At 71.4% G+C, this 17,842-nt stretch carries 19 protein-coding genes; 13 read left to right on the plus strand and 6 right to left on the minus strand.

The annotated features are described in order from the left end of the window. Positions 1-19: 19 nt before the first annotated feature. On the minus strand, positions 20-646 hold the full coding sequence (locus tag ACIRQ7_RS07990) for a histidine phosphatase family protein (protein ID WP_404260829.1): 627 nt from the start codon (positions 644-646) through the stop codon (positions 20-22). 206 nt (positions 647-852) lie between these two features. Between ACIRQ7_RS07990 and ACIRQ7_RS07995 the strand changes: the two genes are divergently transcribed. Then, a complete protein-coding gene (locus tag ACIRQ7_RS07995) occupies positions 853-2,316 on the plus strand; it encodes an SDR family NAD(P)-dependent oxidoreductase (protein WP_404260830.1) in 1,464 nt (487 codons plus the stop codon). Between the two features lie 108 nt (positions 2,317-2,424). Here ACIRQ7_RS07995 and ACIRQ7_RS08000 read toward each other — a convergent pair whose 3' ends face one another. Beyond that, positions 2,425-2,724: a hypothetical protein gene (locus ACIRQ7_RS08000; protein ID WP_404260832.1), complete on the minus strand. Its 300-nt coding sequence runs from the start codon at positions 2,722-2,724 to the stop codon at positions 2,425-2,427. Between the two features lie 124 nt (positions 2,725-2,848). Further along, the gene (locus tag ACIRQ7_RS08005; RefSeq protein ID WP_404260833.1) at positions 2,849-4,642 is read right to left on the minus strand and encodes a coagulation factor 5/8 type domain-containing protein; all 1,794 of its coding nucleotides are present in this window, start codon (positions 4,640-4,642) and stop codon (positions 2,849-2,851) included. Positions 4,643-5,155: 513 nt separating this feature from the next. Between ACIRQ7_RS08005 and ACIRQ7_RS08010 the strand changes: the two genes are divergently transcribed. Further along, positions 5,156-6,010: an MBL fold metallo-hydrolase gene (locus tag ACIRQ7_RS08010; RefSeq protein WP_404261342.1), complete on the plus strand. Its 855-nt coding sequence runs from the start codon at positions 5,156-5,158 to the stop codon at positions 6,008-6,010. A 308-nt stretch (positions 6,011-6,318) separates the two neighbouring features. After that, positions 6,319-6,495: a hypothetical protein gene (locus tag ACIRQ7_RS08015; RefSeq protein WP_404260835.1), complete on the plus strand. Its 177-nt coding sequence runs from the start codon at positions 6,319-6,321 to the stop codon at positions 6,493-6,495. On the opposite strand, the gene ACIRQ7_RS08020 is transcribed toward ACIRQ7_RS08015, so the two are convergent. Then, positions 6,476-7,156, minus strand: a complete 681-nt coding sequence (locus ACIRQ7_RS08020) for a lysophospholipid acyltransferase family protein (RefSeq protein ID WP_404261343.1) — start codon at positions 7,154-7,156, stop codon at positions 6,476-6,478. The two genes, ACIRQ7_RS08015 and ACIRQ7_RS08020, sit on opposite strands and share 20 nt — an antisense overlap. 202 nt (positions 7,157-7,358) lie before the next feature. On the opposite strand from ACIRQ7_RS08020, the gene ACIRQ7_RS08025 reads away from it, so the two are divergent. Together ACIRQ7_RS08025 and ACIRQ7_RS08030 are read left to right on the plus strand one after the other, a co-directional pair. Further along, on the plus strand, positions 7,359-7,712 hold the full coding sequence (locus tag ACIRQ7_RS08025; RefSeq protein WP_404260837.1) for an MmcQ/YjbR family DNA-binding protein: 354 nt from the start codon (positions 7,359-7,361) through the stop codon (positions 7,710-7,712). Positions 7,713-8,440: 728 nt separating this feature from the next. Beyond that, on the plus strand, positions 8,441-9,562 hold the full coding sequence (locus ACIRQ7_RS08030; protein WP_404260838.1) for a PucR family transcriptional regulator: 1,122 nt from the start codon (positions 8,441-8,443) through the stop codon (positions 9,560-9,562). Here ACIRQ7_RS08030 and ACIRQ7_RS08035 read toward each other — a convergent pair. After that, the gene (locus tag ACIRQ7_RS08035) at positions 9,549-10,001 is read right to left on the minus strand and encodes a cupin domain-containing protein (protein WP_404260840.1); all 453 of its coding nucleotides are present in this window, start codon (positions 9,999-10,001) and stop codon (positions 9,549-9,551) included. The genes ACIRQ7_RS08030 and ACIRQ7_RS08035 overlap by 14 nt on opposite strands. 70 nt (positions 10,002-10,071) lie before the next feature. On the opposite strand from ACIRQ7_RS08035, the gene ACIRQ7_RS08040 reads away from it, so the two are divergent. The 8 genes from ACIRQ7_RS08040 to ACIRQ7_RS08075 all read left to right on the plus strand — a co-directional run bounded on the left by ACIRQ7_RS08040 (position 10,072) and on the right by ACIRQ7_RS08075 (position 17,220). Further along, positions 10,072-11,040, plus strand: coding sequence for a helix-turn-helix domain-containing protein (locus tag ACIRQ7_RS08040; RefSeq protein ID WP_404260842.1), 969 nt, complete (start codon positions 10,072-10,074; stop codon positions 11,038-11,040). A 183-nt stretch (positions 11,041-11,223) separates the two neighbouring features. Further along, positions 11,224-12,861: an ATP-binding protein gene (locus ACIRQ7_RS08045; RefSeq protein ID WP_404260844.1), complete on the plus strand. Its 1,638-nt coding sequence runs from the start codon at positions 11,224-11,226 to the stop codon at positions 12,859-12,861. After that, entirely contained in the window at positions 12,858-13,289 is a 432-nt protein-coding gene (locus ACIRQ7_RS08050; protein WP_401468619.1) for a roadblock/LC7 domain-containing protein, read from the plus strand. The genes ACIRQ7_RS08045 and ACIRQ7_RS08050 overlap by 4 nt, the downstream gene beginning before the upstream one ends. After that, the gene (locus tag ACIRQ7_RS08055) at positions 13,286-13,642 is read left to right on the plus strand and encodes a DUF742 domain-containing protein (RefSeq protein WP_404260846.1); all 357 of its coding nucleotides are present in this window, start codon (positions 13,286-13,288) and stop codon (positions 13,640-13,642) included. The genes ACIRQ7_RS08050 and ACIRQ7_RS08055 overlap by 4 nt, the downstream gene beginning before the upstream one ends. Then, on the plus strand, positions 13,623-14,234 hold the full coding sequence (locus ACIRQ7_RS08060) for a GTP-binding protein (RefSeq protein WP_404260848.1): 612 nt from the start codon (positions 13,623-13,625) through the stop codon (positions 14,232-14,234). The genes ACIRQ7_RS08055 and ACIRQ7_RS08060 overlap by 20 nt, the downstream gene beginning before the upstream one ends. Continuing rightward, positions 14,231-15,466 carry a cytochrome P450 gene (locus ACIRQ7_RS08065; RefSeq protein WP_404260850.1) on the plus strand — a complete coding sequence of 412 codons (1,236 nt, stop codon included), beginning with the start codon at positions 14,231-14,233 and terminating at the stop codon, positions 15,464-15,466. The genes ACIRQ7_RS08060 and ACIRQ7_RS08065 overlap by 4 nt, the downstream gene beginning before the upstream one ends. Beyond that, complete coding sequence (locus ACIRQ7_RS08070) at positions 15,463-16,704, plus strand: cytochrome P450 (RefSeq protein WP_404260852.1); 1,242 nt, start codon at positions 15,463-15,465, stop codon at positions 16,702-16,704. The genes ACIRQ7_RS08065 and ACIRQ7_RS08070 overlap by 4 nt, the downstream gene beginning before the upstream one ends. A 9-nt stretch (positions 16,705-16,713) precedes the next feature. Beyond that, positions 16,714-17,220 carry a GNAT family N-acetyltransferase gene (locus ACIRQ7_RS08075; RefSeq protein ID WP_404260854.1) on the plus strand — a complete coding sequence of 169 codons (507 nt, stop codon included), beginning with the start codon at positions 16,714-16,716 and terminating at the stop codon, positions 17,218-17,220. A 28-nt stretch (positions 17,221-17,248) separates the two neighbouring features. Here the strand turns inward: ACIRQ7_RS08075 and ACIRQ7_RS08080 are convergent, their stop codons facing one another. Beyond that, on the minus strand, positions 17,249-17,830 hold the full coding sequence (locus ACIRQ7_RS08080; RefSeq protein ID WP_404260856.1) for a TerD family protein: 582 nt from the start codon (positions 17,828-17,830) through the stop codon (positions 17,249-17,251). Between the last annotated feature and the right edge of the window lie 12 nt (positions 17,831-17,842).

The following is a 17,842-nucleotide window of genomic DNA, read 5'->3' on the forward strand; positions in this document are numbered from 1 at the left end:
CGGCGGCCGGTCTTCGCGATCAGACGTGCAGTTCGGGTGGCAGGCCGGTCCAGCGGAGCTCGGGCGGCAGGTGCCCGGTGTCGTTGTACATCAGCAGGGAAGCGGGGCGGCCGGGCGCGTAGCGGATGACGGTCAGCGCCGCATGGGCGTGGTTGAGGCCGATCCAGCGCCAGTTCGGCGCGTCGAGGGCGGCCCGGACCAGCCAGCCGATGAGGAAGGCGTGGGTGACGATCAGCTCGTGGCGGGGCTCGTCACCGTCGACGGGGCCGGTGAACCGCGCGAGTGCCGCTTGTGCGAGCCGCGGCCCCCGTTCACGCTCCACCGCCGGGAAGCGGTCGAGACGGTCGAGCAGGTGGTCCGCCGACGCAGCGGGCAGCTCTTCCCTCCGTGGGATCCAGGGGAGGTGGTCCCCGGCCGGGTCCGACGCCTCTGCGGGGACCCCGTCGAGCTGTGCGCCGACCAGCCGGGCGGTCTGCTCCGCGCGGGGCAGCGGGCCATGGCGGATGAGCGACAGCGGGCTGTGGCGGAGCCGCTCGCCGAGGAGTACGGCCTGGCGGCGGCCGTTCCCGGTCAGCTCGCTCTCGTCCGCCGACGCCTCACCGTGCCGTGCGAGATAGAGATAGCGGTCGGCTGCGCCCTCGGTCATCTGCCCGCGCCCTTTCCGTGCCGTGCCGTGCCGCGGTGGCCTGGACGATCTTGTGGTGGATGCCCAGGGGGACGCGGGCCCGCGCCACGCGGTTCCGTGACCGGCGGTGCAGCGGTTCCTGCGGGTTTGGCAGAGTCGCCCGCGCCTACGTAAAGTTCCGCCGGAGCGTGAATAGAACAGACAATCCCAGGAAAGCGGCAGCGGCGATGACGGTGACCGAGAACGGCCGGGCCGATGGCGCGGGAATCGACGTGGAGCGGATGGCGGTCTGCCTCAGCGTGCTGGAGGAACTCGACGCGCTGCCGCTCGACCACCCCGACGCGATCACCATACGCCGGGCCACCGCGGGGATTTACCGTACGGTCAAGCAGCGCCGCCGCCAGGAGCGCCGGGCCGCCAAGACCGCGAACGACAAGGCGGTGACCGAGGCGACGGCCACCGGAGCCGCCGACCGGATCGACGACGAGACGCTGGGCCTGGCCCTGGCCAGCTCGGTGACCACGGAGATCGCCGGGATCCTGGAGCGGCCCCGGTCCTGCTACATCTGCAAGTCCCGTTACGTCGAGGTCGACGCGTTCTACCACCAGCTCTGCCGGCCCTGCGCCAAGGAGAACCACTACCGCCGCGACGCCCGCACCGACCTCACCGGGCGGCGCGCGCTGCTGACCGGCGGCCGGGCGAAGATCGGCATGTACATCGCGCTGCGGCTGCTGCGTGACGGTGCTCACACCACCATCACCACCCGCTTCCCCAACGACGCGGTCCGCCGCTTCAAGGCGATGCCGGACAGTGCGGAGTGGCTGCACCGGCTGAAGGTCGTCGGCATCGACCTGCGGGACCCGGCTCAGGTCATCGCGCTCGCGGATTCGGTGAGCGCCGAGGGCCCGCTCGACATCCTGATCAACAACGCCGCCCAGACCGTCCGCCGCTCCCCCGAGGCGTACGGCGCACTGATCTCGGCGGAGTCCGCGCCGCTGCCGGCCGGCGAGCTGCCCGCGTCCGAGGTCATCGGCCACTTCGGCAGCGGCGCCCCGGCGGCCCTGCCCGCCGCCTCCGCGGCCGGGGTGGGCGCGCTGTCCGCCGAGAGCCTCACCGCGCTCGCGCTGACCAGCGGCTCGGCGTCTCCGGCCCGGATCGAGGCCGGTACCGCGATCGACGCCGGCGGTCTCGTACCGGACCTGCACGCGACGAACAGCTGGATCCAGACGGTGGACGAGGTCGACCCGGTCGAGCTGCTGGAAGTCCAGCTGTGCAATATGACCGCTCCGTTCCTGCTGGTGAGCAGGCTGCGCCCGGCGATGGCGGCGGCTACGGCCCGCCGGAAGTACGTGGTGAACGTGTCCGCGATGGAGGGACAGTTCAGCCGCGGCTACAAGGGCGCCGGCCATCCGCACACCAACATGGCGAAGGCCGCGCTGAACATGCTCACCCGCACCAGCTCCCAGGAGATGCTGGACGCCGACGGCATCCTCATGACCGCCGTCGACACCGGCTGGATCACCGACGAACGCCCCCACCCCGACAAGATGCGACTGGCCGAAGAGGGTTTTCACGCCCCGCTCGACCTGGTCGACGGCGCGGCCCGGGTCTACGACCCGATCGTGCGCGGCGAACTCGGCGAGGACCTGCACGGCTGCTTCCTGAAGGACTACGCGCCCGCCGCCTGGTAAAGCGACAGCGAACGGCCCGCTCCTGTGCGCCGCCGCGGACAGCGCGCAGGAACGGGCCGATGGTCGCCTCGGGACCGCTACCGGATTCCTCCGGTGGCCGAGGTGGATCTACAGGGGCCGTGCCCACAGGTCGTACTTGAGACCCGACCCGTCACAGAACGGGTCCGCCCACTTGCCGCTGCTCACCAGATCCGTGCCGGCTTCCTGGCAACCGCTCAGCGTCCAGAACTTCTTCCCCGTCCACACCGTTCCAGGAGGACCGTCCATCGGCTTCAGCTGGTGCTGCGCGGTGGAGGCCGAAGGCGCGACGGCCTCGACTCCTGTGGCGGCGGCCTGGGTCGCGCCCAGCCCCATCACCGTCAGCGCGGCGACAGCGAAGCCACCGGCAATGATTCGCCTGTTACGCATGTGATGTCCTTTCCCCGTAGTGCCAGGGCCCCTTGCGAGCCCTTCACTCCGTACACGGAGACCACCCCGGCGATGCATGACACCACATCATGTGACCTGCGTCACATCTCCACGCGTCATCGTGTCAGGGGTACGAGACCACCGTGGACGGCACCGTCGTGGTGCCCGAGGTGGGAGCGCCGATGCCGTTGATGACGTGCTCGTACTGCCCCTTGCCGCCGAGCGAGACGACGAGCAGGTCGTGGAGCTTCACGCCCTGGGCGTCCGGCGCCTTGAAGCCGTGGCCCTGGACGATGGTGGGATCGACGTTGTAGAAGCAGTAGCTGCCCAGGCCCCATCCTTCGTGGCTGGTCACGGTGTCGGCGATGTAGTAGGCAGCGAACCCCTTGGTGTCGCCGTTCTGGATGGCGGCCTGGTTCGGCGCGTCATAGGCCTTCTCGTTCTGGAAGAAGATCGTTCGACCTCCCTGGCCGTACCACTGCACGTCGTACTTGTTGAAGTGCTCGACGAACAGGCCGGTGGCGAGCACCCCGTCGCCGTTGACGCGGACGCCGTAATCGGCGCGGTTCGTGTCCCAGCCGACGCCGTCGCCGTGGTCGGCGCGCCACACCCAGGTGTGGTCGATGATCGTGTCGTTGCTGTTGATCACCATGCTGGTCGTCGCCTTGCCGGGCCCGGCGCCCCCGATCCGGATGAACACGTCCTGGACCGTCGTCGGGTTGCCGGCGTGCCCCTGGGACGCGCCCTCGGGGCCGACCTCCAGCAGCGTGCCGGAGTTGACCGGACCTGCGTCGATCAGGAATCCGGCGAGCCGGACGCCGTCGACGTCGGCGACCTTCAGCGCGGTGGCGCCGCCGTCCGGTATGAGGGTGGCGTAACCGAGCCCGAGGACCACGGTGTTCGCGCGCTTCACCTCGACGGGCCGGTCGACGTGGTAGATCCCCGGCGTCAGCAGCAGATGGAGCCCCTGGTCGAGGGCGGCATTGAGAGTGGCCGCGTCGGCCCCGGGCTTGGCGACGTAGAACCGGTCGAGCGGCAGCGACTCGCCGCGCGGTGTGCCGCTGCCCCAGGTGGTGCCGCGGGCGTGGGTGCGCTTCTCGGGGACGAAGACCTTGTAGTCGGCGCCGTCCAGATAGAGGAACGGCTTCTCGCGGGAGACCGGGGTGGTGTCCAGGGTGGTGTACGGCGGGTCCGGGAAGGTCTGCGCCGGGGCGCCCTCGACACCCGAGAAGACCATGTTCCACACGGCGTTGTTCCAGCCGCCGACCGAACTGTCGCGGGTGTACCACTGCTGCTGCGAGTACGGCGCCACAGCGCCGTCGATGCGGCTGTCGGCGATATATCCGCCGCTGGCCCAGCCGTAGCCGTCCGGCGCGAGGTTCAGGCCGCCCTTGACGTGCATCCGCCGGAAGGGCGCTGCCTGCGCGACCGCCCACCGGTTGGTGCCGCTGACCGGGGTGAGCGCCAGATTCTCCGCCGAACGCCAGAAGTTCTGCGTCGCGTTGCCGTTGAACCAGCCCGCGTCGACGGTCACATCACCGTTGATGGCCGTGTCATCGGGTGACAGGCCGAGGCCGGCGATCGAGGTGTAGAAGCCAAGTTGGGCGTTCAGTCCGTTGTAGGTGCCCGGCTTGAACAGCAACGCGTATCTGCCGGTGCCGAATTGAGCCGTCTCCTGCTGCTTGAAGATCTCGTCGAGTCTGCCCTGGATGTTGGGTGTCGACGGGTCGAAGACCACGACATTGGGGCCGAGGTCGCCTCCGCCGGGCAGCGCCGCGCCGGCGGGCGCCGCGGAGGCCGGCGAGGAGAGGACCGGCAGGCTGGCCACGGGGAGCGCGGCGGCCATCGCCGCGAGGATCCTGCGGCGCGAAGGACCCGGAGCGGACGCGGCCGTGCCGTTGGTGGGGGGTCTGGGCATGGAAGCTCTCCTGATTCAGGAAGTGAACGAATGAAGTTCAAGGGAGCGCTCTCTTGCACGACGTATGTTCACCGTGTGTGAACAGCGCGTCAAGACTTCGGTCCATGGTCTCTTTGCATGGACCCGACGAGCCATCAATTCGCTGTGTATTTGGGGTAGTTCATTCCCGGAGTCGGCGCCGTTGGCAGGTTCTGGTGGCCTCACCCGACCGAACCTTTGAGTTCAGAAGGTGTCGGAGATCGAGCATGGCTGGCATGTACATGACCTGCGGCCCCTCCACCCCTGAGAGGCGTGGCCGCCCGCAGAAACAAGGGCTGTCCCCCCTTCCGCCTCCGGCCGCCATCGGGGTACCTCTAGACGCAGCGGACCGGTTCCGCGCCCCCACCCGAATCGAGGAGATCCGTGGACCACGCACGCCCCGAGACCGATACGGATGCTGCCGCCCCCGCCGATGCCCCCGCCGATGCCGCTACCGACGCCGATACCGCGGAGACCGCCGGGCCCGGCTGGTACGTGGACGACCGCTGCACGAACTGCGATGTCGCCAGACAGCTCGCACCCGGCCTGATCGCCGAGGTCGGTGGGCGTGCCGAAGTGATCCGCCAGCCGCGCACCGCAGCGGAGTCGCGGCAGTTACACACCGCCGCGTTCGCCTGCCACACCCGCTCCATCCGCCACACCTCCCAGCGCCTGGACCCGGCGCTGGACCCCTTCCCCCTCGCTCTGGACGAGACCGTCCATCTGTGCGGGCACAACGCTCCGCACACCGCGGCGGCCAACTCCTACCTGGTCCGGCGCCCTTCGGGGAGCGTGATGATGGTGGACACGCCACGGTGGAGCTCCGCGCTGGCCGAAAGGTACGCAGCCCTCGGGCCGCTGACCGATGTCCTGCTCACCCACCGGGACCACGCGGCACACGGCCGGCGCTACGCCGACCACTTCGGTGCCCGGCTGTGGATCCATGAGGGCGACCTCGACGCCGCTCCGGACGCCGACCGCGTGCTGCGCGGCACGGAGCCCGTCGAGATCGGCGAGGGCATGATCGCCCACCCGCTGCCGGGGCACACCGAAGGGAGCGTCCTCTACGTCGCGGACGAGCGGTACTGCTTCAGCGGCGACAGTTTCTACTGGTCACGTACGACCGGCGACATCGAGGTGGCGGAGAACGTCACCTGGTACTCCATCCATGAACTCGCCGCTTCACTGGTCCGTACGGCAGAGCGGCTGCGCTTCGAGTGGCTGCTGCCGGGGCACGGCGACCGCAAGCGGCTGCCCGCGACGGAGATGGCGCAGCGGATGCGCGGGCTGACGGCGCGCGCCCGGCACATGCAACCGCAGCCGATCGACTTCACGGCGATGCGCTGGTGAGACCCGGCCGGGCCACGGCGGCTCACGGCGGCCCGTTCGGACCGGTGGACGCGATCCTCAATGGACCTGTTCGGGGCACCAGGACGGCGGGAGCGAGCAACTGGGGGTGGCCTGCCTGCTGTACGTGGCCCGGAGCACGTTCCGCGACACGAGCGCGCTCGCCCCGGAGGCGGACAGCACCCCCGCTCGTTCCGGCGGGTGATCGCATCCGGGGTCCTCATGAACATCCTCAATCCGGAGCTGACCCTCTTCGTCTTCGCTTCCTGCCGCAGTTCGTCAACACCCGTGCGCCCTCCGCGTATCTGCGGATGGCCGAGCTCAGCGCGTACCTCACGCTGATCACCTTCCTCGACTCCGTCGGCTACGCGCAGTGTGCGTCGGCCGCGCGGAGGCCGCTCATCTCCCGCCCAGGGGTGGTGCGTTGGATGCGCCGTGTCTGCGCGGGCGCGTTCGCCGCCCTGGGCGTCAGGCTTGCGTTCTTCTGAGCGGGGCCGGTGCGGAAGGGAGCCCGAGGCGTTCGGCCGCGGTCTTCCACGCCGCGGTGACGGCCTGGTGGGCGCGCGCCGTCGCCGCGGCGGCGTCGTCCGACAGCCGGAAGGGCGTCCCCACGTGCACATGGGCGCCGGGGCGGCGTACCCCCGCGGTGAGCAGTCCGGCGAGCTGCTTGGTGCGGCCACCGGAACTGATGCGGCGGGCCCCGGCGTGGCCGAGCGGGATGACGGGGGCGCCGGTCGTGCTCGCGAGCCGGGCCAGGCCACGGCGGAAGGGGCCGGGCCCGGCTTCGGAGGCGTCCTTGCGGGGCGGCAGGCCGCCCTCGCCGTAGATGAGCACGAGCCGGCCCGCGGCGAGCGCCGCGGCGGCTCCCTCCAGTGCTTCGGCCGCGCGGATCGTGTGGCGGTGGACCGGGACGTGGCCCTCCCGTTCGAGGTAGCGGCCGAGTACGGGGATCCGCCACAGCCCGGCCGTGGCCATGACGACGGGCGTCACTCCGAGGCTCCGCAGCGCGGCGAAGACGATCGCCGGGTCCACGAGCGAGGTGTGATTGGCCGCGATGATGCTGCCCGGGGCCAGCTCGACGTCCGCGTCCGTGGTGACGGTCAGGGGGCCGAATCTCGGCACAACGGCGGCGGCGAGGGTGCTGAGCACGTGGGTGGTCCTTCGGATCCGGTGGCTGGTGCCCTCATTCTTCATGGCGAGCGGTGTGCGCGCCTGAGTAGTGGTGCTCAGACGGGGAGGCCGGGGACAGGTGGTTCTCCTCAGACGGGCGGCCGGGGGCCTCCGGGCCGCGTCGGTCTCCGAGGTGTCGCACCGCGGCCCCCTCCCTCCCTCCTGCTCTTACCGTGAGTCCATGAACGATTCCGATGATGTCCGCCGTATCGCGCTCTCCCTGCCGGAGACGGTGGAGAAGCAGGCCTGGGGCATGCCGACCTTCCGGGTGGCCGGGAAGATGTACATCACGGTTCCCGACGACGAGACGTCGTTCGCCGTGCGGTGTCCCCGACTGGAGCGGCAGGAGCTGATCGCGGCGGAGCCGGAGAAATTCTGGGTGCCGCCGCACGAGGCGAGCTCCTCCTGGGTACGGGTGCGGCTCGCCGCCCTGGAGGACGAGCGCGAGCTCCGGGACATCCTCGTGGACTCCTGGAAGCAGGCTGCGCCGACCCGGCTGTTGGACGCCTTCCCCGGGGACGGGGTGAGCCGGTGACGGTCTTCGGTGCCGCGTGGCCTCCGGTGAGCTGAGTCACGGGAGGGGTTACTCGCCGTCGGCTGGGTAACCGGACCCGTGATCGCCGGTGGGGACATCGGTGTGAAAGGGTGGATACCGTCGAAAACCACCACTGCGAGAGGAGACCTCATGTCATCGAAGCGACGCCGTAAGAAGAAGGCACGTCGTAAGAACGCGGCCAACCACGGTCGGCGCCCGCAGTCCTGAACGCAGGACCGCAGGGCCGTCGGGCCGCGGAATGTCGGGCAGGTGCCCGACCCGGGCTCCCCATGCGCAGCACGCCATCGCGCGCGCTGCCATGGGGAGCTTTCCGTTGTGCGGGCCGGGTCCGGCAGGGGCGGCGGGGCCGGGCGGTCCGGCGTCACAAAGCAATTTCCGGTGTCAGGAACGTTCGCACGGCGCCGCAACTCACGCAGACTCGTCCGCAAACTGAAGGTTCTCTTTCAGCTGCCGAATACAGTTGCCTGGTGCGATAGAAAATCCGGGAGCAAACTGATCGTCGGCCCGCATCCACCTCGTCCCCTCATCTCACTCACCACTTCCTCACCTCTCATCCAGTCGGTCTCCGGTCAGTCAGCCGGGCCGACCGGTCAGGTGGTTGCCCGCCGCGGAAGCGCGATCTCGCCTCCGGCAGCGACACAGCCGGCGGTACACACCGCGTTTCCGGTCGATCCAGGGACCAGGCACCCCCTACGAATGAGGCAACTGTGAGCGACCCCGTCAACAGCATCCGGTTACCGCAGAGCGACGATGAGCAGGCCGAATGCCGACTGCGTCCGACGCTGGCCGAACTCGTCACCGAGACGATGTCCCACCGCAACCCCGGCTTCGAGGCCTTCGTCGAGCACGCCGGCCGCGAGCAGGTCACCCGGCTGCTGGAGGAGGTGCTGCGCGGCGCCCTGGCCTGCGGGGCGCCGGCTCCGGCCCAGCGCAGGCCACTGCTGACGTCCTGCGACAGCGATTCGCAACTGCCAACCCCGGCAACACAGGCATCGGGGCCCAAAGCGGAATCTGTTCGCCGAGCGGATCCGGAGCAGGCCCGCCGGGCGTTGTTCGACGCTCTCACCAGCCGCTCCGAGGTGCCCGCCGCGGCGCTGCGCGAGCTGAGCCGGCGCGCCAACTGGCCACTGCCCGACACCGTGCGGGCCGTCGCCCTGAGGTCCGCCGCCGATATCCGGCTGGTGGCGTCCGCACTCGGTGACTGTCTGGTCAGCCCACCGGGGCAGCAGGCGTGCCTGCTGGTGCCCGGCCCGGTTGCCGACGACCGGGCCAAGCTCACCGGGGTCCTGCGCTGCCGCTCCGCCACGGTCGGGCACGCCGTCCCGCCGCAGGACACGCCCGCCTCGGTCCGCTGGGCCTTCCGGCTGCTGGACATGGCGGCGTCGTCCGAGGGGCCCGTGCCGGGGCCGGTGTTCGTGGACGACCATCTGTCGCTTCTCGTCCTGCTCCAGGACGAGTCGCTGGCACGTGTGCTGGTCGCCCGCCGGCTTCGCCCGCTCGCCGGTCTCACGCCGGAGCGCTGTGCACGCCTGGAGGCCACCCTGCTGGCGTGGCTGGGCGGCGGCGGTGCCCCGGAGGTCGCCAAGGCGCTCAGCATCCACCCGCAGACGGTGCGGTACCGGATGCGTCAGATCGAGAAGCTCTTCGGTGCCCGGCTGCGTGACCCCCGGGCCCGGTTCGAGATCGAAATGGCGCTGCGCAGCCGCCAGTTGATGGACAAGGTGCGCCGGCATCGCCCGGACCGCGGCGGCCGCGCCCGATCCACGACGCGACCGCCCTGGAAGGCGCCGATCCCGATCACACGTCAGGCGGGCCTCAACGGTCTGTAGCGGGCGGTGCCGCGGTTGTGCCGTTCTCCGTGTCCGGGGCGGAGGCAGAGCCGTTCAGCACGGTGATCCCGAGCATCGTCGCGCCCTTCTCGCTGCGGGGCCGGTGCCGGCTGCCGGGCGCGAACACCACGTACGTGCCGGGCCCGTGGCGCTCCTCGCCCTCGATCACCTCGCCGCTCAGCACGTAGTAGCGCTCCTCGGTGGCGTGCACGTCGACGTCCGGCCACCGGGCCCCCGGGGCGAAGTCGACGATCCAGCCCCGCGCGTGGCCGGTCCGCTGCAGCCTGCGGCGCAGAATGCCGGCGGCGACCTCGACGGCTTCGACGTCCTCGACCTGGACGACGGTCTTCAGCGGGGCGGACGATCCGGTGGCGCCCAGGGCCGCGTGGGCGGGATCGGTGGTGGTGGCGGGGCCGTCAGGTGCGGCGGTGGACGTCATGTGATCACTGTCGATCAGAGAGGGGTCCGGTCCCAGAGTCCGGAAAGACATCTGTAGGTATATTCCTGCCATGACGCGGCATCGGGTGGTGGCCCTGCTCAATCCACCGCAGTCCCCTTTCGAACTCGCCTGTGCCGCGGAGGTCTTCGGGACCGTCCGGCCCGGACTGCCGGTCCACTACGACTTCGGGGTGTGCGCGGAACGTCCCGGCCCGCTGCCCGCGACCGTCGGCCCGCCGACGCTCGTCGACGCGGGGCTCGACGCGCTGGAAGCGGCGGACACGGTGATCGTCCCGGGGTGGCAGCCGCCGGGGACTCCGGTGTCGCCTGGAGTGGTGGAGGCGCTGCGGGCCGCGCACCGGCGGTCGGCGCGGATCGTCGCCATCTGCACGGGGGCCTTCGTCCTCGCGCGGGCCGGACTCCTCGACGGCCGCCGCGCCACCACCCACTGGCGCCGTACCGGCCTGCTCGCCAGCACCTTCCCCGACGTCCAGGTGGATCAGGACGTGCTGTACGTGGACCACGGTGATGTGGCGACCAGTGCCGGTTCCGGGGCGGGCATCGATCTGTGTCTGCATCTGGTGCGTACCGACCATGGCGCGGCGTATGCCGCCCAGGTCGCCCGGAGCATGGTGCTGCCGCCCCACCGGGAGGGCAGTCAGCTGCAGTACGCCATGCGGCCCGCGCCCGCGCGGACGGACGAATCGCTGGCGCCGCTGCTGGAGTGGGCCGCCGCCCGCCTCGAAACCCCTCTGGACCTCGCTCAGTTGGCCGGCCGTGCCGGGGTGTCGAGCCGCACCCTGGCCCGGCGGTTCGCCGAACAGCTCGGCACCAGCCCCGGGCAGTGGCTCCTCGGCCGACGTCTGGACGCGGCGCGGGTGCTGCTCGAACAGACCGCCCTGCCGGTGGAAGCGATCGCCACACGGGTCGGGCTGGCCTCCGCGGTGAATCTCCGGCGCCACTTCCGGGCCGCCCTCGGCACGACCCCGGGCGCCTACCGCCGGACGTTCGGTGAAGCCGGTGACCGGGCCGGAACATGACCGAGACGGTGACGGGAGCGGCTGACGGCGCGTCGTCGGACCCTGATCTCAAGGCCCTGAAGGCATCGTTCACAAATCGATCACTAACTCACCTATAGTAGCCATGAGTTGATCAGCGCGTGTCATTTCGTTCCACGGCGCCGCCGAAAAGCCCAGGTCACGAGCACTACGAGGATTCCATTGATGACCGCGCCACCAGCGCCACCTCCCCTCGCACACCCCGGCACGGAACGCCCGCCACTGCGTCCCACGCTCCTGGCGACGCTGGCGACGGGGCTGCTCGGCGGGGTGGCCGTGACGGTGTCCGCGGCCCTCGCGCCACCGTCGGCACGTGCCGCGATCGGCTGGTGTGCCGGGGCCGCCGTACTCCTGCTGTGTGCCGCCGTTGCCGCCGCGGCACATACCGCGCGGACCGCCCGGCAGCAGGCCCGGCAGCTGGAGACCGCCGGGCGGGAAGCCGGGCAGCTGCTCCACGACCGCGACCGGCTGGCCGGGGAACTCACCGCGGAACGCCACCGCTCCGCCGTGGAGCTCAGCGCCGAGCAAGCGCGTCACGCCGAGGAACTCACCGCCGAGCGCGCCAAGCTCGACGACGAGCACGCGCGGCTCGTCGAGGAGGCCAGGACCGCCACGGCCGACCGCGCGGCCGCTCTCGCCGCCTGCGCAAACGCGGCGGGCAGGATGCAGGCCGTGTCCACCGGGATCCTCGCCGACCTGCGGGAGATGGAGGAGCGGCACGCCGACGAGAGCGTCCTCGGCGACCTGCTCCACCTGGATCACCGGACCGCCCAGGCGGGCCGGCTCGCCGACTCCATCGCCGTCCTCACCGGCGCGCGTTCGGGCCGCCGTTGGGCCCGGCCGATCGCGATGGAATCCATCCTGCGGGGCGCGATGGGCCGTATCGGCGGGTATCAGCGCATCCGCGTGCACTCCACGAGCGATGCCGCCATCGCGGGGCACGCCGCCGAGGGCGTGATGCACGCACTCGCCGAACTCCTCGACAACGCCGCGAACTTCTCACCGCCGACGGCCGAAGTGCACACCTACGTGGAGGAGGTGCCGGCCGGCGTCATCGTCTCCGTCGAGGACGGCGGGCTGGTCATGGGCGAGGAGCAGCTGCGCCGCGCCGAGCGCGCCGTGAGCGGCGAGGCGAAGGGCCTCGTCGGGCTCTCCGGATCCCGGCTGGGGCTTGCCGTGGTGGGACGGCTGGCGCGCAAGCACGGGCTGACGGTTTCGTACCGGCCCTCGGCACGCGGCGGGACGGGGGTGCTGGTGCTCATCCCGCAGGACCTGCTCAGCCGGTCCGCGGCGACACCGTCCGCAGCCCCGGCCGGCCGGGGCTCCGCGGTCGCCCCGGGCCCCTCCGCGAAGGCCACCGCGCCGCGCCGCGAGCCGGCGCCCGCCCCGGAACCCGTCGCCACTCCGCGGCCTGCGCCCGCACCGGAGCCCGCACCCGGCGCCGGGTCGGCGGCCCCCGACGGTGCAGGGCCCGGAGGTCTGCCACGCCGCAAGCGGGGGCAGACCCTGGCCGCCGCGGAGGGCACCCGCCGCGACGCCCCCCGTCCCCCCACTCCCGCGTCCGCCCCGGACGACGTCAAGGCGCGGGTCGCCCGCTTCGGCACGTTCCGGCAGGCCGTACGCACCCCGCCCACCGAGGCCGGACCGGCGACCGGGGAAGACCTCCCCACCCGCGAGGAGTCCGGCCGCCCGGACCCCACCGACGCACCTGACGCACCCGACGCCTCAGATGCCCCGACCCCGACGACCACCGGCCGGGCCCCGGCCGCTCCCCCGCACCCGGAAGGCGACACCCCCCGATGACCCCGAACGGACCCACCGCCGCCGCCTCGGCGGACCAGGACCTGGACTGGCTGCTGCAGAAGCTGCTCGTGCGCACGCCCGGCGCCCGGCATGCGCTCGTGCTCTCCCGCGACGGGCTGAAGCTGTGCCGCACACCGGAGATGTCGGTCGACCAGGCCGACCAGCTCGCCGCGATAGCGGCCGGCATCCAGTCGCTGTCGCACGGCGCGTCCATCGAGTTCGGGGACGGCACCGGCGGCGTCCGCTCCGCCATGACGGAGTTCTACGGCGGCATCCTGTTCATCGTGGAGGCCGGCGAGGGCGCGCATCTGGCCGTGGTCGCGGACGAGGACGCGGACACCGGGCTCGTCGGGCACAACGTCAGCGAACTCGTGGAGCAGCTCGGCGCGTATCTGCGTGCCGAGCCGCGTCCGACCGGCGGTTCATGAGCCGGCCCGGCAGGGATGACGTACCGGACCGGCTGTACACCCTCACCGGAGGGCGCAGCCGGCCCGGATCCGACGCGTTCGACCTGGTGACGCTCGTGGTCACCGAGTCCGCCCCGGTGCCCGGTATGCAGTCCGAGCACGCCGCGATCCTGCGGATGTGCGAACGGCCCATGGCAGTGGTGGAGATCGCCGCCGAGCTGGGGCTTCCGGTGAGCATCGTGCGCATCCTGCTCAGTGACCTGCTGGATGCGGGCCGGATCAGCGCCCGCCACCCGCGCGCCGCCGACGCGGCCCACCGCCTTCCCGACCTCGACCTCCTGGAGCAGGTGCTCGTTGGCCTCCGTAACCTCTGACCAGCCGGCGGCCCGCACGGAGCTGCGGGCCACGTCCGACAACGGCCTCAAGATCGTCATCGTGGGCGGCTTCGGCGTCGGCAAGACGACCCTGGTGCGTTCGGTGAGCGAGATCCGGCCGCTCAGCACCGAGGAGACGATGACCCGCGCCGGGGAAGGCGTCGACGACCTCGCGGAGGTCGACGGCAAGACCTCCACCACCGTCGCCTTCGACTTCGGGCGGATCTCGCTGGACGCACACAATGTGCTCTATCTGTTCGGCGCGCCCGGCCAGGAGCGCTTCTGGTTCCTGTGGGACCGGCTGTTCTCCGGCACCCTGGGCGCGGTCGTTCTCGTCGACGCCCGGCGGATCGCCGACTCCTGGTACGCCATCGACCGCCTCGAAGCGCACGGCACCCCCTTCATCGTCGCCTGCAACGACTTCGGCGGCCCCGCGCACACCGAACAGCAGCTGCGGGAGGCCCTCGACCTCGAACCGGCGGTGCCGCTGGTGGTCTGCGACGCGCGCTCCCGGGAGTCCAGCAAGAGCGTGCTGATCGCGCTCGTGCAGCATCTGAAAGCCCTGTACGCCCTCCAGGAGACCGACCGGTGACCAGCACAGCCGCCCCCGCCCCCGTTCCCCTGTCGGGCCCCCGCTTCCAGACCGAACCGGCCGAGCTGTACCGGGAGATACGGCGCGAGCACGGCTCGGTCGCGCCGGTGCTGCTCGACGGTGACGTACCGGCCTGGCTGGTGCTCGGCTACCGCGAACTGCACCAGGTCACCGGCGACCCTGAGCTGTTCAGCCGGGACTCCGAGCTGTGGAACCAGTGGGAGCGGATACCCGCCGACTGGCCCCTGCTGCCGATGATCGGCCGCAAGCAGCCGTCCATCCTCTACACCGTCGGCGAACGCCACCGGCAGCGCGCCGCGATGATCAGCGGCGCTCTGGGCGCCGTCGACCCGGCCGAACTCCGCGCACACGCCGAGCGGTTCGCCGACGAACTGATCGACACCTTCTGCGACAAGGGCACCTCGGACCTCATCGCCGACTACGCGACGCTGCTTCCGGTGCGCGTGCTGGCCCGGCTGTACGGTTTCGCCGACGAGGACGGCCCCGGGCTCGTCACGGCCCTCAACGACATGATCGACGGCCGGGAGCGGGCACTGGCCGGACAGCAGCACCTCCTGCGGTCGATGCAGCGCCTCCTGGTGACCAAGCACACAGCGCCCGGCCCCGACGTGGCGTCCCGGATGCTCGCCGACCCCTCGGGGTTCACCGATGAGGAGATCGTCCAGGACCTGATGGTGATGATGGCCGCGGGCCATCAGCCGACGGCCGACTGGATCGGCAACTCGCTGCGGCTGATGCTCACCGACAGCCGGTTCGCCGCCTCGCTGTTCGGCGGCCGGCACAGCGTCGCCGAGGCGATGAACGAGGTGCTGTGGGAGGACACCCCCACGCAGAACGTGGCCGGCCGCTGGGCGGCGCGCGACACCCGGCTCGGCGACCGGCAGATCAAGGCCGGCGACCTGCTGCTGCTCGGTCTCGCCGCCGCCAACTCCGATCCGCAGGTGCGGACCGACAGCGCCTCCTTCACCGGCGGCAACAACGCCTTCTTCTCGTTCGGTCACGGCGAACACCGCTGTCCGTTCCCGGCGCAGGAGATTGCCGAGGTCATCGCCCGGACAGGCATCGAGGTGGTGCTCGACCGGGTCCCCGACATCGACCTGGCGGTGCCCGCAACGGCCGTCACCAGCCGCCCCTCCCCCTGGCTGCGCGGGCTGGCGGAACTGCCCGTGCGCTTCACCCCGACCCCGGCCCTGGGAGACACCCCGCGATGACCACCACCCGCTCCGGACGCATCGTGCTCGACCCCTTCGTCGGCGATCTCGACGGCGAGAGCGCCCGGCTGCGTGCCGCGGGCCCACTCGCCGAGGTGGAGCTGCCGGGCGGCGTCCCGGTCCTGGCCGTCACCCGGCACGCCGAGGCCCGTCAACTGCTCACCGACCGGCGGCTGGTGAAGGACATCACCGTATGGAGCGCGTGGCAGCGCGGCGAGATTCCCGAGGACTGGCCGCTGATCGGGCTCGCCAACCCCGGCCGCTCGATGCTCACGGTGGACGGCGAGGACCACCGCCGGCTGCGCGCCCTGGTCGCGCAGGCGCTGACCCCGCGCCGGGTGGAAATGCTGCGGGAGCGCGTCGGGGAGCTGACAGTCGGCCTGCTGGACGCCCTCGCCGCGCACACGCCGGACGAAGTCGTCGACCTCAAGGCGGAGTTCGCCTACCCGCTGCCGATGTACGTGGTCAGCGAGCTGATGGGGATCGACGCGGCCGACCATCCCCGGCTGAAGGTCCTCTTCGAGAAGTTCTTCTCCACCCAGACGCCACCGGAAGAGGTCGGCGCGACCCTCATGGAGCTGGGCGGGATGATGCGCCAGGTGGTCGAGGCCCGGCGTGCCGCCCCCGGCGACGATCTCACCAGCGCGCTGATCCTGGCCTCCGAGGACGGTGACCGGCTCACCGACGAGGAGATCGTCAACACCCTCCAGCTGATGATCGCCGCCGGGCACGAAACGACGATCTCCCTGATCGTCAACGCGGTCGTCAATCTCTCCGCACACCCCGGTCAACTCGCCCTGGTCCAGGAGGGGAAGGCCGGCTGGGACGCGGTCGTCGAGGAGACGCTGCGCTGGTCCACCCCCACCTCGCACGTCCTGATCCGGTTCGCGACCGAGGACATACCCGTCGGCGACAAGGTGCTCGCCCAGGGCGACGCACTGATCGTCTCGCACGCGGCGATCGGCCGCGACGAGGAGGCGCACGGCCCGACCGCCGGCGCCTTCGACCTCACCCGCTCCCCCAACCGCCACCTGGCCTTCGGGCACGGCCCGCACGTCTGCCCGGGTGCCGCGCTCTCCCGGCTGGAGGCGGGCGTCGCCCTGCCCGCGCTGTACGGGCGGTTCCCCGGCCTGCGGTTGGCGGTGGCCCCCTCCGAACTGCGCAACAAGCCGGTGGTCACCCAGAACGATCTGTACGCACTGCCGGTACGACTGGGCGAGACCGCCCGGAGTGAGTGAGGCACGGCAATGACACCCTCCCGGCCCTCCCGTACGACGACCGCCCTGCGCTTGGCACGGATCACCTCCGACAACTTCGACGCGGCGATCGGTCTGAAGGTGCGGGGCGACCAGGAGCATCTGGTCGCTCCGGTCGTGAAGTCGCCGGCCGAGGCATATGTGCACCCGGATGTGTCCTGGCCGCGGCTGCTCCTCGACGGCGACCGCGCCGTGGGCTTCCTCATGGGTTTCTTCGACATCGACGTCGGCGGCGGCCCGGCCGGCGGCGGCACCGCCCCCGATCTGCGCTCCGGCCTCTGGCGCCTCAATATCGCAGCCGGTGAACAAGGCCGCGGATACGGCCGTTTCGCCGACGCGTCGGTGGCCGACGAGATCCGCCGCCGTGGCGGAACCCGTCTGACGACCACCTGGCACCCGGGCGAGGACGGCCCGGAGGGCTTCTACCCGGGGCTCGGTTTCCGGCCGACGGGCGAGACGAGCGGGCAACAGCGCGTTGGGGAACTGGCGCTCTCCTGAGGCCCGGTCGGCCGGTACGGGGCGGCGGCTACAGGTGCGTGACGATGAGCGGGACCAGGTCCTTGAAGGTGCGGCCGGTCGCCGCGGCGCCGATGGCCGCCATCTGCCAGCCGTCGCCGGAGCGGTGCAGCTTGGCCATGATCTGGGCGGTGGCGTCGCCGCCGCCGGTGAGGGTGTAGCGCGCCAGTTCCTGGCCGTTGCTCTCGTCCACCAGCCGGCAGAAGGCGTTCTGCACCTGGGCGAAAGTCTGCCCGGTGAAGGAGTTGACGGTGAAGACGATCTGGTCGACGTGCGCCGGCACACGCGGCAGGTCGACCACGATCGACTCGTCGTCACCGCCCTGCCCGGCGCCGCCGACGACATTGTCGCCGGTGTGCCGGATGGATCCGTCGTCGCTGACCAGGTGCTGGAAGAAGACCACGTCCACGGGCTCCTGTCCGGCGAAGAGCACGGCCGAGGCGTCCAGGTCGATCTCGCGGGCGGTCAGCCGGGCGAGGAACCCCTTGCGGGGCGCGGCCTGCCATCCCAGCCCCATCCGCACGGTGCTGAGCGCGCCCCCGCCGGTCTTGTCCAGACTGATCCGCTGGCCCTTGGTGAGGTCAATGCTCATGTGATGTCTCTC

This window comes from Streptomyces sp. NPDC101393 (assembly GCF_044767385.1).
Taxonomy (GTDB): Bacteria; Actinomycetota; Actinomycetes; order Streptomycetales; family Streptomycetaceae; genus Streptomyces.

What these genes read in the sequence shown, in the direction of transcription:
- ACIRQ7_RS07990 (WP_404260829.1), bottom strand. Translation starts at nt 646, where the DNA reads ATGACCGAGGGCGCAGCCGACCGCTATCTCTATCTCGCACGGCACGGT.
- ACIRQ7_RS07995 (WP_404260830.1), top strand. Translation starts at nt 853, where the DNA reads ATGACGGTGACCGAGAACGGCCGGGCCGATGGCGCGGGAATCGACGTG.
- ACIRQ7_RS08000 (WP_404260832.1), bottom strand. Translation starts at nt 2,724, where the DNA reads ATGCGTAACAGGCGAATCATTGCCGGTGGCTTCGCTGTCGCCGCGCTG.
- ACIRQ7_RS08005 (WP_404260833.1), bottom strand. Translation starts at nt 4,642, where the DNA reads ATGCCCAGACCCCCCACCAACGGCACGGCCGCGTCCGCTCCGGGTCCT.
- ACIRQ7_RS08015 (WP_404260835.1), top strand. Translation starts at nt 6,319, where the DNA reads ATGGCCGAGCTCAGCGCGTACCTCACGCTGATCACCTTCCTCGACTCC.
- ACIRQ7_RS08025 (WP_404260837.1), top strand. Translation starts at nt 7,359, where the DNA reads ATGAACGATTCCGATGATGTCCGCCGTATCGCGCTCTCCCTGCCGGAG.
- ACIRQ7_RS08035 (WP_404260840.1), bottom strand. Translation starts at nt 10,001, where the DNA reads ATGACGTCCACCGCCGCACCTGACGGCCCCGCCACCACCACCGATCCC.
- ACIRQ7_RS08040 (WP_404260842.1), top strand. Translation starts at nt 10,072, where the DNA reads ATGACGCGGCATCGGGTGGTGGCCCTGCTCAATCCACCGCAGTCCCCT.
- ACIRQ7_RS08045 (WP_404260844.1), top strand. Translation starts at nt 11,224, where the DNA reads ATGACCGCGCCACCAGCGCCACCTCCCCTCGCACACCCCGGCACGGAA.
- ACIRQ7_RS08050 (WP_401468619.1), top strand. Translation starts at nt 12,858, where the DNA reads ATGACCCCGAACGGACCCACCGCCGCCGCCTCGGCGGACCAGGACCTG.
- ACIRQ7_RS08055 (WP_404260846.1), top strand. Translation starts at nt 13,286, where the DNA reads ATGAGCCGGCCCGGCAGGGATGACGTACCGGACCGGCTGTACACCCTC.
- ACIRQ7_RS08070 (WP_404260852.1), top strand. Translation starts at nt 15,463, where the DNA reads ATGACCACCACCCGCTCCGGACGCATCGTGCTCGACCCCTTCGTCGGC.
- ACIRQ7_RS08075 (WP_404260854.1), top strand. Translation starts at nt 16,714, where the DNA reads ATGACACCCTCCCGGCCCTCCCGTACGACGACCGCCCTGCGCTTGGCA.
- ACIRQ7_RS08080 (WP_404260856.1), bottom strand. Translation starts at nt 17,830, where the DNA reads ATGAGCATTGACCTCACCAAGGGCCAGCGGATCAGTCTGGACAAGACC.